Annotated in this window: 10 protein-coding genes and 1 other RNA gene; 5 read left to right on the top strand and 6 right to left on the bottom strand. The window is 61.7% G+C overall.

Annotation, left to right across the window (positions count from 1 at the left end; translation table 11 throughout):
* Positions 1–16: 16 nt before the first annotated feature.
* On the bottom strand, positions 17–1,354 hold the full coding sequence (gene glnA / locus CLV85_RS07195; RefSeq protein WP_100388865.1) for a type I glutamate--ammonia ligase: 1,338 nt from the start codon (positions 1,352–1,354) through the stop codon (positions 17–19).
* Positions 1,355–1,505: 151 nt separating this feature from the next.
* On the opposite strand from glnA, the gene panB reads away from it, so the two are divergent.
* Both panB and gdhA read left to right on the top strand, forming a co-directional pair.
* On the top strand, positions 1,506–2,336 hold the full coding sequence (gene panB, locus CLV85_RS07190) for a 3-methyl-2-oxobutanoate hydroxymethyltransferase (protein WP_100388864.1): 831 nt from the start codon (positions 1,506–1,508) through the stop codon (positions 2,334–2,336).
* Between the two features lie 46 nt (positions 2,337–2,382).
* A complete protein-coding gene (gdhA, locus tag CLV85_RS07185; RefSeq protein ID WP_100388863.1) occupies positions 2,383–3,732 on the top strand; it encodes an NADP-specific glutamate dehydrogenase in 1,350 nt (449 codons plus the stop codon).
* A gap of 56 nt (positions 3,733–3,788) precedes the next feature.
* Here the strand turns inward: gdhA and CLV85_RS07180 are convergent, their stop codons facing one another.
* Positions 3,789–3,956, bottom strand: a complete 168-nt coding sequence (locus tag CLV85_RS07180) for a methionine aminopeptidase (RefSeq protein WP_100388862.1) — start codon at positions 3,954–3,956, stop codon at positions 3,789–3,791.
* Between the two features lie 49 nt (positions 3,957–4,005).
* Here CLV85_RS07180 and map point away from each other — a divergent pair, with 49 nt between their 5' ends.
* The 3 genes from map to CLV85_RS07165 are packed head-to-tail and all read left to right on the top strand — an operon-like array spanning position 4,006 to position 6,386.
* On the top strand, positions 4,006–4,872 hold the full coding sequence (map, locus tag CLV85_RS07175; RefSeq protein ID WP_100388861.1) for a type I methionyl aminopeptidase: 867 nt from the start codon (positions 4,006–4,008) through the stop codon (positions 4,870–4,872).
* 54 nt (positions 4,873–4,926) lie between these two features.
* Positions 4,927–5,673 (top strand): polyphosphate--glucose phosphotransferase, encoded by a 747-nt coding sequence (gene ppgK / locus CLV85_RS07170; RefSeq protein ID WP_100388860.1) that lies wholly within the window; start codon positions 4,927–4,929, stop codon positions 5,671–5,673.
* 2 nt (positions 5,674–5,675) lie between these two features.
* Entirely contained in the window at positions 5,676–6,386 is a 711-nt protein-coding gene (locus CLV85_RS07165; RefSeq protein WP_100388859.1) for a VIT1/CCC1 transporter family protein, read from the top strand.
* A gap of 76 nt (positions 6,387–6,462) precedes the next feature.
* Here the strand turns inward: CLV85_RS07165 and rnpB are convergent.
* The 4 genes from rnpB to CLV85_RS07145 form a co-directional block, all read right to left on the bottom strand.
* Positions 6,463–6,834: RNase P RNA component class A (rnpB, locus tag CLV85_RS07160), an RNA gene on the bottom strand.
* Positions 6,835–6,866: 32 nt separating this feature from the next.
* Positions 6,867–7,607, bottom strand: a complete 741-nt coding sequence (locus CLV85_RS07155) for a zinc ribbon domain-containing protein (RefSeq protein WP_100388858.1) — start codon at positions 7,605–7,607, stop codon at positions 6,867–6,869.
* Positions 7,608–7,637: 30 nt separating this feature from the next.
* A complete protein-coding gene (locus CLV85_RS07150; RefSeq protein ID WP_100388857.1) occupies positions 7,638–8,456 on the bottom strand; it encodes a Nif3-like dinuclear metal center hexameric protein in 819 nt (272 codons plus the stop codon).
* A gap of 9 nt (positions 8,457–8,465) precedes the next feature.
* Entirely contained in the window at positions 8,466–14,477 is a 6,012-nt protein-coding gene (locus tag CLV85_RS07145; RefSeq protein ID WP_100388856.1) for a cytosine permease, read from the bottom strand.
* Positions 14,478–14,629 lie beyond the last annotated feature (152 nt).

Here is a 14,629-nt window from a genome sequence, read left to right as displayed (position 1 = left end):
AACGTGACCGCGGCGTCTAGAGGATCTCTAGGCTGCTCTCGAGCTCGTAGGGCGTTACCTGAGCGCGGTATTCCTTCCACTCGCGACGCTTGTTGAGAAGAACGAAGTTGAAAACTTGCTCCCCCAGCGTTTCGGCAACGAGCTCGGAGTTCTCCATGATGCTCAGCGCGTGGTTGAGGTTCGACGGCAACTGCTCGTAACCCAGCGCGCGGCGCTCGTGCTCCGAGAGATCGCCGACGGCATCCTCAGCCTCGAGGGGAAGTTCGTAGCCCTCTTCGATGCCCTTGAGCCCGGCAGCAAGCAGCAACGAGTAAGCAAGGTACGGGTTGGCAGCCGAGTCGAGAGCGCGGTACTCGATACGAGCGCTCTGCCCCTTGCCAGGCTTGTACAACGGCACGCGCACGAGAGCGGAACGGTTGTTGTGGCCCCACGTAACGAAGCTCGGCGCTTCGTCGCCGCCCCAGAGTCGCTTGTACGAGTTCACAAACTGGTTCGTAACGGCGGTGATTTCCGGAGCGTGCTTGAGAACGCCGGCCATGAACTGACGACCGACCTTCGACAGCTGGTAGTGACCGCTCGCGTCATAGAACGCGTTCTGGTCGCCCTCAAAGAGTGACATGTGGGTGTGCATTCCCGAACCAGGCTGACCCGACATCGGCTTCGGCATGAACGTCGCGTAGACACCCTGCTCGATAGCGACCTCTTTGATCACGGTGCGGAACGTCATGATGTTGTCGGCGGTCGTGAGGGCGTCGGCGTAGCGAAGGTCGATCTCGTTCTGGCCGGGGCCCGACTCGTGGTGGCTGAACTCCACCGAGATACCGAGGTCTTCGAGCATCCGCACCGAACGGCGACGGAAGTCGTGAGCTGTTCCCCCGGGAACGTTATCGAAGAACCCTGCCGAGTCAACGGGCTCGGGGCGACCCTTCTTGAGCTTGCTCGACTTGAGCAGGTAGAACTCAATCTCAGGGTGGGTGTAGAACGTGAAGCCGCGCTCGGCCGCCTTCTCGAGAGTGCGCTTGAGCACGTTACGAGGGTCGGATGCTGCGGGCTGGCCGTCGGGCGTCGTGATGTCGCAGAACATACGTGCAGTGGGATCAATCTCTCCACGCCACGGGAGAATCTGGAAAGTGGTGGGGTCGGGATGCGCGAGCATGTCTGCCTCGTACGCCCGAGTGAAGCCCTCAATGGCCGAACCGTCGAAGCCGAGGCCCTCTGCGAAGGCGCCCTCGATCTCTGCCGGAGCAACAGCGACGCTCTTGAGCGTGCCCACGACATCCGTAAACCAGAGGCGTACGAATTTGATGCCGCGTTCTTCAATAGTGCGAAGAACGAAGTCGCGCTGCTTATCCATTGACATTGAGTCCCTCGATCCGTGCCCTGCCGCGAAATTGCGACATCGATTCTGCCGATCTAAGGCTACTTGCTCTGAGGCATCTATGCAGCGCACTCGCCGCCGCGTTAGCCCAATTGAACCCTGCGCCGGTGTCGATAGACTGGCGGCTATGACTGACTCTGCCGCCGCTGAGGCCCAAGCCAAGCTCAAACGAGTTCGCACTCGCCACTTTCAGACGGCGAAAGAGAACGGCATCAAGATTGTTGGTCTCACCAGTTACGACCAGTTGACCGCCGGAATCTTCGACGAGTCGGGAATCGATTTCCTGCTGGTGGGCGACTCTGCTGGCAACAACGTCTATGGCTACGACACCACCCTTCCGGTGAGCATCGACGACCTCATCCCCCTCACGCGCGCTGTTGCTGGCGCCGTGACGCGCGCATTTGTTGTGGCGGATTTGCCGTTCGGCTCGTACGAAACAGGTCCGGACGAAGCGCTCCACACGGCGTTCCGGTTCATGAAAGAAACCGGCGCCCACGCCGTGAAACTCGAAGGTGGCGTGCGCAGCGCCGAGCAGATCCGACGCATCGTGGATGCCGGTATCCCGCTGATGGCTCACATCGGCTTCACCCCGCAGAGCGAGCACGGCCTCGGTGGCCATGTTATTCAGGGACGTGGAGACGGCTTCGAGCAGCTTCTCGCCGACGCCCTCGCCGTTCAAGAGGCTGGCGCGTTTGCGGTCGTGCTCGAAATGGTTCCCGCAGATGCCGCAGCTAAGATCACCGAAGCGCTCACGATTCCGACGATCGGTGTCGGCGCCGGCCCCCACGTTGATGGGCAGCTCCTGGTCTGGACGGACTGGGCTGGCCTCACTAAGGGACGCATCCCCAAATTTGTCAAACAGTACGCCGACTTGCGTGCGACGCTCGCGGGCGCGGTAGACGAATACCGCGCCGATGTGGCCTCAGGCTCTTATCCGACCGAGGACCACTCTTACTAGGGCACAACCCTTTTCTTAGATCCACCACTGCTTGCGAAAGCGATGAATGACTTCTGCACTTTCCCCTGCCCTCCGCGCTATCTACGACGAAGCCACTCACCGCAATGCTCATGAACCGGTGTTCCACCAAGCGCTTCACGAAGTGCTTGAATCCATCTCGCCGGTACTGAGCAACCACCCCGAATTCGTCGAGGCTGGCATTGTCGAACGACTGATTGAGCCTGAGCGCCAGATCATGTTCCGGGTGCCCTGGCACGACGACGCGGGCAACGTTCGCGTCAACCGAGGTTTTCGGGTGCAGTTCAACTCGGCGCTCGGCCCGTACAAGGGCGGGCTGCGCTTTCATCCCAGTGTCAACTTAGGCATCGTCAAGTTTCTCGGTTTCGAGCAGATCTTCAAGAACGCACTGACCGGGCAAGGCATCGGCGGAGCAAAGGGTGGCTCAGATTTTGATCCTCACGGAAAATCGGATGCCGAAGTCATGCGCTTCTGCCAGAGCTTCATGAGCGAGCTCTATCGCCATCTCGGCGAACACACCGACGTTCCCGCTGGCGACATGGGAGTGGGCGCTCGAGAGATCGGATTCCTCTTTGGCCAATATCGCCGGCTCACGAACCGCCACGAATCAGGGATGTTCACGGGCAAGGGCGTTCAATGGGGCGGCGCCGAAGTTCGCACTGAAGCCACCGGGTACGGCACGGTTTTCTTTGCACAAGAGATGCTGGCGACGCGCCAAGACAGCGTCGAAGGAAAGCGCGCGATTGTCTCGGGCTCGGGAAACGTTGCGATTTACGCGATCGAAAAGCTTCAGCAGCTCGGCGCGAAACCCATCACCGCGTCGGACTCCAGCGGGTACATCGTCGACGAGAACGGGCTCGATCTAGAACTGCTCAAGCAGTTGAAAGAGGTCGAACGCGCTCGCATTTCGGAGTACGCGGAGCGGCGCCCATCGGCGCGATATGTCGCCGGAGGTTCCGTGTGGGATGTACCGGGAGAGTTAGCTTTCCCCTGCGCTACCCAAAACGAGCTCACCCTGAGCGATGCCCGTACCCTGCTGAATAACGGCCTCACGCTCGTCGCAGAAGGCGCGAACATGCCCTGCACTCCGGATGCGGTTGAGACTTTCCAGGCGGCAGACGTGCTGTTTGCACCAGGCAAGGCCGCCAATGCAGGCGGAGTCGCCACGTCAGCGCTCGAGATGAGCCAGAACGCGGCGCGCCAACGCTGGGACTTCACGTCAAGCGAAGACAAGCTTCACGAGATCATGCGCGGCGTTCACGCTTCTGCGTGGGAGGCTGCGGAATTCTACGGTCATCCCGGAGACTACGTTGTCGGCGCGAACGCTGCCGGTTTCAAGCGCGTCGCTGACGCCATGCTCGCGCAAGGAGTCATCTAGGCGCCACGACGTGTGGCCTGTCGAGGGGCCGGCGCCGGAGCCCGCTGAGGCGAGCTCTAGGCGCCGGATTCCTCCGCTGCCCATTTGCGGGCACGCTCGGCGATGATCTGCGGAGCTCGCTCGGCTTCTGCTCGCGTTTCGAATGGTCCGTCGCGATCAACCGCAAGTGATTGCGGCCCCTCTTCGACTTCACCGGTCTTGTGGTTGTACCACCATTGCTCCATGTGGTTCGTCCTTTCGCTCGCGGTAAGCCTACGCCGGTAGACTAGACCAATGCCTCGGGATAATTCTGGTCACCTCGTTCCGGGAGTAATCCCACCTCAACTCGCTGTGCCGAAGTCGATAACTCGGCCCGAGTACGTTGGCAAGACGGCGCCGCGCCCCTTCACCGGGTCAGACGTCTACAGCGCCGAAGAAGTTGACCGCATCCGCGCCGCGGGAAAGATTGCCGCCGGTGCAGTCGAAGCGGTGGGTGCCGCTATTCGCCCCGGCATCACGACGGCAGAGCTCGATGTCATCGCTCACGAGTACATGCTCGAGCGCGACGCCTACCCGTCGACGCTGGGGTACCGCGGGTTCCCTAAGTCATGCTGCACGAGTATCAATGAAGTGATCTGTCACGGCATCCCCGATGACACCGTGCTTGAGGATGGAGACATCATCAACATCGATATCACCGCCTACAAAGACAGCATGCACGGCGACCTCAACAAGACATTCTTTGTCGGAGAGGTGTCAGAGGATGCCCGCAACCTTGTAGAGCGCACTCAGGAAGCTCTCAACCGCGGCATCAAGGCCGTGGCACCCGGTCGCCAGGTCAACGTGATCGGCCGCGCGATTGAGTCGTACGCGAAGCGTTTTGGCTATGGCGTGGTTCGAGACTTCACGGGGCACGGGGTTGGCTCAGCTTTCCACTCCGGCCTCATCATTCCGCACTATGACTCCGCGCCGCAGTTCAACGATGTGATCGAGGTCGGCATGGTCTTCACGATCGAACCTATGTTGACGCTCGGCACCCACGAGTGGGATCTGTGGGCTGATGACTGGACGGTCACCACCCGCGACAAGAGCTTGACTGCCCAGTTCGAACACACAATGGTTGTGACTGAACGGGGCACTGAAATTCTGACACTCCCCTAACGACATAGCTCGCACACGATCTGACGCATCCCTACGCACGCGAAAGTAGACACTATGACTCAGGCACTAGGAATCGACATCGGCGGCACCGGCATCAAAGGTGCCATCGTTGATACCGATACCGGCAAGCTCGTGAGCGAGCGGATGAAGATCGCAACACCCAAGTCGGGCAAGCCTAAAGAGATCATCGCCGTCGTTGTCGAGCTGATCGAGAAGCTCGGCGGCCTCCCTGAAGGCATGCCCGTTGGCGTGTGCTTTCCCGCGATCGTTCGCAACGGCAAGACCATGTCTGCCGCCAACATCTCCAAAGAGTGGATCGGGCTGGATGCCGAGAAGCTATTCGAGAAAGCCCTCGGTCGCGACATCCACTTCGTCAACGATGCGGATGCCGCTGGCGTTGCCGAAGTGCGTTACGGCGCCGCCCAGGGTGTTTCGGGGCTCGTCTTACTCACTACGCTGGGCACTGGAATCGGCAGTGCACTGATTTACAACGGAACGCTCGTTCCCAACTCCGAACTCGGGCACCTGCTGATCGGTGGCCGCGACGCAGAAAAAGGCGCCTCGTTCGCAGCGAAAGAACGCCGCCGTCTGAGCTGGAAATCTTGGGCAAAGCGACTGCAGCGCTATTACACCCACCTTGAACTGCTCTTCTCCCCCGACCTCATTCTGGTGGGCGGCGGTGTTTCTAAGAGTCACGAGAAGTTCTTGCCGCTGCTGAAGTTGAACGCTCCGATCATTCCGGCAAAACTGCGGAACAACGCCGGGATCATGGGCGCCGCAGCGTTAGCCGTGAAGGAATAACGATGAGCTTCCATTCGAACGAGCCCCACTCCGGAGACCTCGCGGGTCGTCTGAACTGGTTGCGCGCCGGAGTTTTGGGCGCGAATGACGGCATCGTTTCTGTCGCGGCAATCGTCGTGGGTGTCGCGGGTGCGACATCCGCCATTGCACCGCTCATCACCGCCGGCGTTGCGGGGCTCGTCGGCGGGGCGATCTCGATGGCCCTCGGCGAGTATGTGAGCGTAAGCAGCCAGAGCGATAGCCAGCGTGCGCTCATTGAGAAGGAGCGCCGCGAGCTCGCGGAGATGCCCGAGGAAGAGCTGGCCGAACTGGCCGCTATCTACGAGGCCAAGGGCATTAGCGCTGCCACCGCTCAGCAGGTAGCTGAAGAGCTCACGCAGCATGATGCGTTGGCGGCACATCTCGAAGCCGAACTCGGCATCACTGAGCACGACGTCGTGAGCGCCTGGCAAGCGGCCGGAGCATCCGCGTTGGCCTTCACCGTCGGCGGTGTTCTACCGCTGGCTGCAATTCTTATCGCTCCCGAACCCATTCGAGTTCTTGCGACGTTTATCGCGGTGCTTACGGCGCTCGTGATCACGGGTGCGCTCTCGGCCCGCGTCGGCGGCAACAGTTGGGTGCGACCAACGCTTCGCATCGTGATTGGCGGCGCACTCGCGCTCATCACCACATTCCTGATCGGGACCCTGCTCGGCACAAGCGGCGTCGTTTAGACGCGGGCCTCGCTGGTGGGCGCGCTGCACTAGAGCCGGCGCTACGCGGGTGAGTGCGCGGCTGGACTGCGATGAAGGAATGGGCCGGCTAGTACGCCGGGTTCTGTTCACACGAAACCGAAATCTCGTGCTGGACGGTCATCTATCTACGATGTACGTTGCCGCACACCTCTAGCGATCTACCCGAAGACTTGGCGAGCAGCCTTAGCGTCTTCTGTCTGATCTTGCTCCGGACGAGGTTTACCTAGCCGACCGAGTCACCCCGGCCGCTGGTGGTCTCTTACACCACCGTTTCACCCTTACCCCAGACCGAAGTCTGTGGCGGTCTACTTTCTGTTGCACTGTTCTCGCGGGTTACCCCGGGTGGGTGTTACCCACCATCCTGCTCTGCGGAGCCCGGACGTTCCTCGGTATCCATAACGGATAACGCGACCGTCTTGCCGACCCATTCAACGGTCTAGCTTAGCGTTCGGAGAGCGCTTAGAGTCCCGACTCGTTCGTTCGGACAAGGATGCCCTCGCTGCTGGCACACATAATCACGGCGTCGGGAGCAGCGGCACGAATCTCCTGCATCTCGTTCTCGAGCAATTTGACTCCGGATGCCAGCGATACTCCGCCGCGCAACAACGAAGCGCCAACGCCGTAACGCTCGCGCTGACGTTCGTAGAGAGCGAGAAGGTCTTCCGGAATGGTGGCCTGCAACGCGGTGCGACCGGTGCGAGTCGTTCCCAGCTCAGCTTCGATCACGGAGAGAGCCTCGTCGCGGCTGGCTTCGAGTTCGGCGAACTGAGAGGTAAGGTTTCCGCCCTGCTCCAGGAGGTTGTCTACGACCTTCTGCTGCGCTTCAAGCTTCTCCATAACGGCGAGCTCAATGTCTTCAAGGTTGCTGAGTCGCGTGCGCAAAGCGGTGAGCTCCTGCTCAAGGGCAGCAACGTCTTTGGGCGACGAACTAGCATCGAGGCGTGACGTGTCACGAGCAATGCGCGCTTCGACAACCTTGACGTCAGACTCGATGCGGCTCATTTCGAGCTCGATGTCTTCCTTGATGCCACGCTCTTCGAGAATCGTCAGCTGAAGCTTGTCGCGGTGCTTCTTGAGCTCCGACAACTGCTCGTGCTCGGGAAGCTTCTTAGCGCGGTGCTCCAACTGGGCAATCTTCGTGTCGAAGGCCTGCAGGTCGAGGAGTAAAGCTTGGTCAGCTGGGCTAGCGGTCAACGCCATAGTCATGCTTCTTTCTGTCTAACGGTGCGCTTACTGCACAACCGCAAAATCCCAAGGGTCAGTGCGCAGTTCGCTCACCGTAATCGTTACGTCTGGCAGCAGCGCACGCAATTCGTCGGCTGCGGCGTCGAGCCACAACCACTCGCTCGCCCAGTGCGACACATCGATCAGTGCCGGACCATTCTGCAGCCGAGCGTTCTCCCGAGCCTCAGAGGCCGGATGATGCCGAAGGTCACTCGTGATGTATACATCCGACGCCAATACGGCCGGGTCGTTCAAGTATGCGTCACCCGCTCCCCCGCACAATGCCACCGACTGAACCAGTTGATCAAAATCACCCGCGACACGGATGCCCGTGGCCGTCGGCGGCAGAATCTCACCGATGAGGCGAGCGAGGCGACCGAGCGTCATCGCCTCCGGCAGTTGCCCCGTGCGGCCGATGCCACGATCCGGAGTTTCGCCTTCAACGATGGGTGCGATCGACGACAAGCCCAGCTTTGTAGCGAAGCGACCCGATGTTCCGGTTTCTACGACATCCGCATTGGTGTGGGCAGCGAGCAACGCGCACTCGGCTCGGATCAGCTTGGTGAGCACCGCGCCCTTGTAGCGGTCGCTGGCGACCGACGTTACGCCTCGCAGCAAGAGAGGGTGATGCGTGATGAGCATGTCGGCGCCGTCGGCGATCGCCTCGTCGACGGTGTCGAGAACGGCATCAACAGCGAGCGAAATCGTCGACACCGGAGCATCGAGGTCGCCAGAGACGAGGCCCACGGCATCCCACGCTTCGGCACCAGAAACGGGCCAGAGCTGTTCAGCCGCGGCGATTACGTGAGCGACAGTAGTAGACACGCTTTCAGTCTAGGCGGGACGCGGAGCGCGCTCAGCTTGCTCAGCCTCTTGACGACGGATGGCGGGGATGCCCGCGACGAGCGGCGTCAGGAGTCCGAGGCCGAGAGCAACGAGTACACCCAGGTCGGTTCCGGCGAGTTCCGAGGTGAGGTCTACACCGAGAGCGGTGAAGCCGTAGCCCTGCCATGAAAGCCAGCTGATTGTTGCGCTGGTGAGAGCGAAGCCGATTGCGGAGATCACGACGAAGGCACTGAGGTTGACCCAGCGCACGTCGCCGTAGACACCACCACGGGATAGCAACGCTGCACTGTCCAGCTTGCGGGTGCGGATCATCGTTTCCGAAGCAAAGATACCGGCCCAGGCTGCAGTGGGCACCGCGAGAGTTGTCGCGACATCCCGGAACAGTTCGTTGATGCCACCGTTGACGCCGAACGCGAAGAGGATCGAGAGAGCACCGAGCAATACGGCAACGATCACAATCGACCACTGACGGGGAACGCGCACACCAATTGCTTGGAGGGCGAAACCGCCGGAGTAGAGGCTCAGGGTGATGCCGGAGAGCAGGCTCAACGTGGCAGCGAGCAACAGCGGGATCGGGTACCAACTCGGCAGCAGGAGCATCAAGGTATCGAGAGGCGATGCCAAGAATCCACGGGCGATGGCCGGGTCGGATGCGGCGAGAAGCGCACCGTAAGCGATCAACGCGAAGGCGGGCAGCGCCGCACCGAAGGTAGCCGAGAGCATGGATGCCCCGCCGCTCGACGACGGACGCTGGTAGCGAGCGATATCTGCACCGCTGTAGGCCCAGACCAGACCGAGGAAGCTGAAGACGAGCACAGCGCCGGTGATCGTGAGCAACCACGAGCCATCCGGTGTGGTGAGGGCCTGAGAGATGTCGATGTACTGCGCCGTGAAGCCAATAAGACCGACGACGAGAACACCCGAAATGATGCTCAGGATGAGCTGGATGCGCGCAAACAGAGGGTAGCCGGCGAAGGCAATCACTAGCGCAATCAGGAACGACAGGGCCAGAGCGATCAACAGCAGTTGACGATCACCGAGACCACCGTTGAGGTCGGAACCGACCAGCACGATTGCCACCGACGATGCCAAGACCCACAGCAGTACCGCTCCCCAGAAGAGGCGAGCGATAAGGGCGACGACCGACGGTGCGATGTTACCGAGAACACCGAAGGATGCTCGCGAGACGACCATCGTCGGCTGACCGCTGCGCTTGCCCGCGAGAGTCGTGAGCCCCAGAGGGATGAACGACAGAGCGACACCAGCCAAGATCGCGACGATCGACTGGCGCAAGCTCATTCCGACAGCGAAGACTGCGGCACCGAGACCGAGGCTTACGATCGACGAGTTAGCCGCGAACCACAGCCAGAACAAACGAGCCGCATGGCCGATTCGACGGTCAACAGGGGTGGGCTCAAGGCCGCTTTCTTCAAGGCTGAAGACCTTCTGAGCGGTCGGTGCAACTTCCTCGAGACCGAGGGGCTGCTGGGCAACTACCGCGGTGGAGTGCGCTACCGGCTGAGGTACCGACGGTGCGGCCGATGCCTCGGGAACGACGGGAACGGCAGCGGGCGCCGGAAGCGGCACTGCGGCATCGATCGGTGCCGGCTGCGATGCGAGTGACGATGCTGCTGTAGCGGCTCCCCCGATCGCGGCGGCGCCTGCGGCACGCGCGGCGAACGGAATCTCATCGTCCGTCGTAGCAGTGGTCGCGGAAGGAACGTCGCCAACGCCTGCGGAAAGATCCGTGGAATAAGTAAGGCGATCGCTGTCATCCACAGCGTCGTCAGATTCTGCTTCGAAATCGGCCTGGTTGACCGCGATCGAACCAGTCTGCACCTCGGAGAGCGGGTCACCCTGCATCGGCGGGGCGGCGTTCGCCAGCAATGCCACGAGAGGGTCAACCTCAGGCTCATCGGTGTCGACGTCGGTATCGTCGATGTCGTCAGTCTTCAGAAGATCATCGAAATCGATCGGGTCGGACGCAACGTAGTGCGGGTTTTCCGTCGAAGCGAAGTTGAACGCCGGGGCTGCAGCAGTCGTGACATCAGAAGTCGGCTCGACTTCAGCTTCAGATTTAGCTTCGTCCTCAGGCGTTTCAGATGGCGCAATTGGGGCGGCTGCACCCTGTGCTTCGGCCGACGCGATCGCTGAGTCGACAGAAACTGCGTCATCGACAGTGGGCGTTGAAGTGTCGGAAGCGTGCGTGTCAGCGCTCAGGCCGAACGCAAACGGCTCTTCGGAAGCGTCTTCTTCAGCTACAGCTTCGGGCATCTCGACAGGCGGAGCATCAGCCGGTGGTGGCGCGAAGCCGAAATCGCCGAAGGAGACATGCTCATCGAGATTCGCTCGCGGAATGCTCGGAGCAGTATCGGGCTCAACGAGTGCCGGTGGGGCGAAGGGCAGTTCGTCGTAATCGCCATCTTCGTCGGCGGGGAACTCCGGTGCGGCCTGTCCGGCAAAAGCGGCCGGAGCGTCAGCAGCGGAAGGCGCAGCTGGCGCTGATGGTGCGGGCGCTGCGAAGAGATCCTCAGCGGCAGGGGCTGCGGGCTCCTGCGGTACGTCAGGTGCATCGGTTGCGTCAGGCGCCTCGGTTGTGTCAGGCGTGACCGCAGGCTCAGGAGCTGCGTTGCTGAAGCTCAGGAGACCGGATGCGGGGTCGAACAGCGGCGCAGCTACGGGCTGCTGCTCCTCGGTCTGCACTTCGGCTTCCGGCTCGGCGGCGGCATCCTCAGCAACGTGACTCGTCGCTTCCGCCGCAGTATCAGGAGCTGGTTCGCTCTCAGTAACGGCCGTGTCGTCGGCAGCAGGCGTCGGAGAAGAGGCGGATGCGAAACCATCGGTGTCGGCAGTCGCTGCGCTGTCATCCGAGATTTCGCCGACCACGGGAAGCGTGATGGAGCCGGTCGGGTCCGCATGCGCTGCGAACGGGATCTCGTCCTCGAAGTCAGCGGGAGGCGACCACGATTCACTGGGCGGCGGCACGTCCCAGGCCGGCAATTGGGCAGCCGGAGCAGCGGCGGGCGCCTCCGTAACCTCCGGGGCTGCTGCAACGCCAGGTGCTTCTGCAACATCAGGCGCTTCGGCAACATCAGGCGCTTCGGCAACATCAGGCGCTTCGGCAACCTCAGGCGCTTCGGCAACCTCAGGTGCTTGTGCAGCCTCAGGGGTTCCGATGGCTTCGGGGGCGGGAGCGAAGGCTGCTGGCGCTGCTTCGGCTTCGGGGGCATCCGTCGCAGCATCGGTGGGAGTGGACGTTTCGTCGTCAACGACGTCGGCGAACTCCGATCGGACTTGATCAATAACCTGATCAGCTACGGGGCCGCCACGCGAACGGAACGTGGTCTCCCACTCGCGATATTCGCGCGCTTCTTCTTCACGCAAGCGCAATTGAGCTTCAAGGACCTCGATGACGCTGAGCGTTCCCGTCGATTGATTCGCAGGGTTGTCCGCCCAGGTCAGCAACTCTTCATCCGCCATCGAGCGGCGGGTCGGTGGCGTCGGCGCGTCATCACCGTCGCCAGTAGCACTCGCATCGGATTCAACCGAAGCCTCGGCGGGCTCGTCCGCTGTCGAAGCCGCAGCTTCTTCGACGGGCGCGCCGGCGACGGGCGAGGCACTATCCGGAGCGGACGAAGCATCATCCGGAGTGGACGAGTCATCGGCGGCGGGTGCCTCTGTAGTGGCTTCGGTTAGCGGACTCGCGGGCACAATCGGCGCCTGCGGAGCAAAGCTGGAGATGAAGGGTGCGGCCGGCGACGACTCGTCAACCGGTGCGACATCCTCTGCTGCACCGAAGAGATCCTCTACGCGAGGAGCTGGCTCATCAGCCGACGGGGCGACGAATGACTGCCGCGGGGCGAATGGCGATTCGAAGTCGGAGTCGGAGTGAGAGTCGGTGTTGGCTGTGGGGTCAGCAACGACGTCGGTTTCACTCTCAGACGGCACCTGAGCCGGCTCGTCCACGGATGCAGCGGTGACATTCGGCACCGGGAAAGGTGGCAGTGCAGAGTCGAACTCGGATGCGGCATCACCCGTGTCACTCTCGACGGCGGGCTGGGCGGGCGCAACAGTAAATGGCGCGGCATCAGCCACCGCAGCGGATGGCTCTTCGACGTCCGTCGTTGCCGCGATTTCCTCTTCCTGTGGAAGCGAAAGGAAAGCGCTAAAGTCGTCTGCGTCAGCGTCAGTTGATTCGTCCGCAACCGGCTCAACAGCCTGCGGCTCAGACTGGTCGAGCTGGGTCGACTCGTCGTGCGCATTCACTTCGGGCGCGATTTCGTCATCTAGGTCGATTGCATTCTCAGCGCTCAAAGACCATGGTGCCAGGGGCGGTGCAGCCTCGGCATCACGAGCGGCATCCTCGTCAGCAGCCGTTGGCGCCTCAGCACCATCAGCGGTATCCGCATCAGTTGCTTCGGGTTCTGCAACCGCAGATAGACCGGACTCCGCCGCAGAGCTGGCATCGTCGTGCATTTCGCCTGAAGGCGCAGGGGTCGCGGGCGCAGGGGCGGGAGCGGCGAAGAACTTGACCACGGGATCGATCGAGGCGTCGTCTGTGACCTCGTCAACACTGTCGACACGCAACTCTTCGACGGCGTTGGCACCTGGCTCGTCAACATCGTTGACGTCTGGCTCCTCGACGCTGTCCGCAACGTTTCCCTCAACATCGGCGCTCGAGACACCCGTGGGTACGGCTGAAGCGGCTTCCTCGAACGCAGCGTCAAGGTCGAAGGCCGAAACGCTTTCGACCGGCGGGAGCTCGGCAGCGACGTTTTCAGCTTCCGCAGCGGCATCCGATGAAACATGAGTGGCGTCAGAGGCGTCAATCGCGTCTGTGGCCGACTGCTCAGCGCCAGCAGCCGCATCCGCAACGGGTTGGTCGTTATCGAGCGACAGGAACCCGTCGAGGCCAAGGCTCGGAACCTCTGCGGCCGTCGCGGGAGCGTCCTTGCCGTCGAGGTTCCACATCGGGGCGCCTTCAACTACCTCTTCAATGGGAAGAGCGGCGGCGGTGTCCGTCGGAAGCTCAGTGCCATCGGTTGGCACGGAAGAACTAGCGGGCACCGACGTTCCGGCGACCTCGGGCTCAAGCGGCCCAAGCTTCCAGATGTGGTTCGCTGGCGCGTCTGATTCGGCCGCCTCGGCAGCGGGCTCGCCTTCAGCGATCGCAGGCGAAACGTCAGCCCACATCGTGTCGTCAAAGTCGTCAGCGGATGCTGGGGGCTTCGGCGCGGCGGCGGGTTCCTCAGTAGCGAAAAGGGATTCGAAGCTGAACTCTTTTTCGTCTGCAGAGTCCGCGCTCACATCGAAAGCGTCACCGGTTGCAACTACCCCATCGGCGCCACTGACAGTCGCGTTCGCTTCTTCCTCCAGCGCCGCAAGTTCGGCAGCCGCAGCGGCAGCATTCTCTGCCTCTGCTTCGGCCGGAGTCCGCCGACGAGAAATTCGTGACGCGAAGAAATCGGGCGTCGTGTAGTCAGCAGGGATTTGGTACGGGTCGTCATCGTCGTCATCTGCGGAGGCAGTCGCAGGGTCCGAGACAGAGGGGGTCGGCTCTTCGGCGCTCACCGGAGCATCCGAAATTGAAGCGGACTCGGGGGCGTCAAGCTGCGGAACGGCTTGAGTCGGATCGGGCGCCGGGGCCATGGCCCAGGGCGGCATTCCTTGATTGAGGGCATCCGCAATATCGGAGCGCTGAAATTCTTCGTTCAAGTCGAAGGGTGCGGGGATCGCAGAATCCACGGGAGGCGCGAGAGAATCATCCCGTGCTGAAACAGGTTCGGGTGCTTCGCCGTTAAGGGCGGCATCGAGATCGATAATGCCGTCGGCCGACGCTTCGCTGAGGTCGATACGACCGTCATCGCTCAGGGATTCAGCCGAATCTGAGCCGGGTTTTTTCGCGGCCGCAGCGTGCGGGAAAGGTAGTTCGAACTCATGCTTTGAAGACGTTTCGTCGTTCGCATCGTTCGCGTCGTCAACGTCGTCGTGGAATGCCATGCACAAATCCTAAGGCGATACCAATGTTTTGCGGGTATGACTAGCCGTTGTTAGCGCAGTTATCGAAACAAATATGAGGGATAGACCGATCTACGAGAGTGGAGAAAGCGTCTCCCCCGCAGCGAGAACGACGAGCAGCCTGGTGCTCCGCT

Source organism: Salinibacterium amurskyense, assembly GCF_002797685.1.
Classification (GTDB): domain Bacteria; phylum Actinomycetota; class Actinomycetes; order Actinomycetales; family Microbacteriaceae; genus Rhodoglobus; species Rhodoglobus amurskyensis.
This window is presented reverse-complemented; position numbering and strand designations above follow the sequence as displayed.